The organism is Streptomyces poriferorum (genome assembly GCF_019399235.1).
Lineage (GTDB): Bacteria > Actinomycetota > Actinomycetes > Streptomycetales > Streptomycetaceae > Streptomyces > Streptomyces poriferorum.
Window position 1 is genome coordinate 1 of the sequence record NZ_JAELVH010000515.1, and the last position, 2,346, is coordinate 2,346.

The 2,346-nt window shown below is 68.1% G+C and carries 1 protein-coding gene and 1 pseudogene; both read right to left on the reverse strand.

The annotated features are described in order from the left end of the window. A partial coding sequence (locus JGS39_RS39155) for a hypothetical protein (RefSeq protein WP_219574529.1) occupies positions 1 to 451 on the reverse strand: 451 nt, incomplete at its 3' end. A gap of 116 nt (positions 452 to 567) precedes the next feature. Further along, a pseudogene (locus JGS39_RS39160) lies at positions 568 to 2,346 on the reverse strand (hypothetical protein); the annotation flags it as partial.

The following is a 2,346-nucleotide window of genomic DNA, read 5'->3' on the forward strand; positions in this document are numbered from 1 at the left end:
CCAGCACCTCGGCCTCCGCGCGCGCTGCCGCCATGCGCTCACGGGTGACCAGCCGGGTCTCCGGCATCAGGCGCCGCAGCACGTCGGGCACCCCGATGCGCCGGATGCCCGTATCGGCGTCCCAGTCGGGTGCGTCCCAGACCGCCCGCACCTCACGTGGGACGGGTTCGTCCGGCAGGCACGCCTCCAGGACGGCACGCACGTGGGCGATGCTCTCCGCGTCCTCGTCGACGTACCGGTCGGAGGAGGGAAGCGTCCACCCTTCCCAGAGCCAAGGGGTCGGCACGGTCAGGACGACCTCGGGCAGCAGCACCTCACCGCCCTCCGGCGCCCCGTCCCCTCCCCGGTCGCGACGCAGGCGCCAGAGCCGCTCCCGCACCCGGTCCCGCTCGTCGTCGCCGAGCGATGCGCCGCGCACCATCCGCCGCAACTCAGCCTCGTCCTCCGGCACGGTCAGGTCCTCTCCGTCCGCTCGTTCCGATCCTCTGCACGGGTACGCACCCGTGCAGAGCACACACCGCTCTGCTCGCGCATGCCATCATCCGGCCCGCGTGTCCGTCCTCCGCCTCACTGCACGCCCAGGAAGCCCATGGCCGCCCGGGGATTGTTCATACGTCCTTCGCTCACGGCCTGCCGCCTTTCCGATTCGCTGAGACGGCTCCAGGCATCATTCATCTTCTGGAGCTGCGTCGGCGAAACGTCCTGGCCACCGATCCGGGCGCCGACACCCTGCTCAGCCATCCGGCCGGCCGGGGTACCGCTCGGTGCCGTACCACTCTTGTCCTTCTCGAAGCCGTCGAAGATCTTCTCCCAGCCCTTGTCGGTCGCGATCTCATAGCGGGCCTGCCGTCCGTCGCCGGCCTTCTGCCAGTCACCGAGCCGCTTGATCTGCTCGTGGACGCTGGCCTTGCGCGCGGCGTTGCCGGTGTTCTTCACTTCCACGGTGTGCACCTTGCCGTCCAGCCCCTTGTAAACGGCATCCGCCTCCGGCACTCCGGTCATGTCCGCGGTGGTCCCGTCGCCGAGGTCCACCGAGTCGCGGGCCCCCTTGCGATCACCGATACCCGCATAGACCTTCGTGCCGGGCGCCGCCTCGTGCTCGGCGATGCGCTGAGCGGCGCGCACCTCGGCCATGGCCTCCGCGAGAGCATGACGGTTCGTGGCGCGGACGACCGGGCCTCCGAGAGCGCCCCTGCTCTGGCTGTCGATGTTCTTCGTACGCAAGGCCGTGGCCAAGTCCTCCAGGGAGTCGGCGAGTTCCTTCTTGCCGATCTCACCGCGTGCCAGGTCCGGGTCGTCCTTGGCCAGCTTCAGCAGTCGGTCGAGACCCTTCTCGTCCAGCTGGAATCGCTCGCTCTTCTCCGTGATCTGCTTGTTCTTGTGATCCTGGATGATCTTGCGTACGACATCGGCGCGGGCATCCAACGCCTTCTGCTGCGCCTCCCTGGACGCCTTGACGTCGTCGTCATCCGGGCCGCAGGTAGGTGAGCCCGCACGGAGAGCCACGACCGGGGAACGGCCGCCGTGGTACACAGCAGCCGCCGCCGTACCGGTGCCGGCATGGCTGAAGGTCGCGAAGGGCACCCGGGCCCGGGGCATCGCGATGTTCTTGCAGGCCTTCTTCTGACTCTTCCGGGCCTTCTCCGCGGCCTCGTCAGCGGCCTTCTGTGCCTCGCCGGCATGCTTGGCAGCCGCGTCGAGGTCGCCCTTCTCGGCGGCCTTCCTCGCGTTCTCCGCCGCCTCGGCGGCACGCCCCGCCGGAGTGTCCGGGAAGTGCGGCTTCTTGATCTTGCTGAGCTTGGTGAACTTCTTGAAGGTCTTGGGGGAGAGGATTCCCACGAGCCCGAGGATCGTGTTTCCGCCTGCCGCCCCGTAGTTGCCCTTCTTCCAGTTCTCCTTGTCGACGAACATGTCGATGCCCAGGTCCTTGGCGAAGCCCAGCCCCTTCTTCGTGCCCTCCCAGGCGGCACCGAGCTTGTCCCCCTTCTTCCACTTCTCGGAGACGCTGCCGCCCTTCTTCTTCCACCAGTCGGTGGTGTAGTCCTTCAGGCCGTTCCAGCTGTCCGTGACCACCTTCTTGGGGTTGGTGACCAACGCGTACGTGTCGTTGACCAGCCCGGTGAACGGGGCGACGAAGAACCCCCGGGTGTGATCCCACCAGCTGCGGTCGTGCCGCTCGTCGGGGATCAACGGCTCGTCGGGGTCTTCCTTGAAGTCGTCGTTGTCCACCTCGCGCTCCAGGGGGCCGGGCGCGATGGGGCGGGTGGTGTCGTCCCCGCTGACGACCACCACATCGCTCGTGTCACCGGATTCACCACCTGTACCGCCTGCGCCTCCGCCTGTACT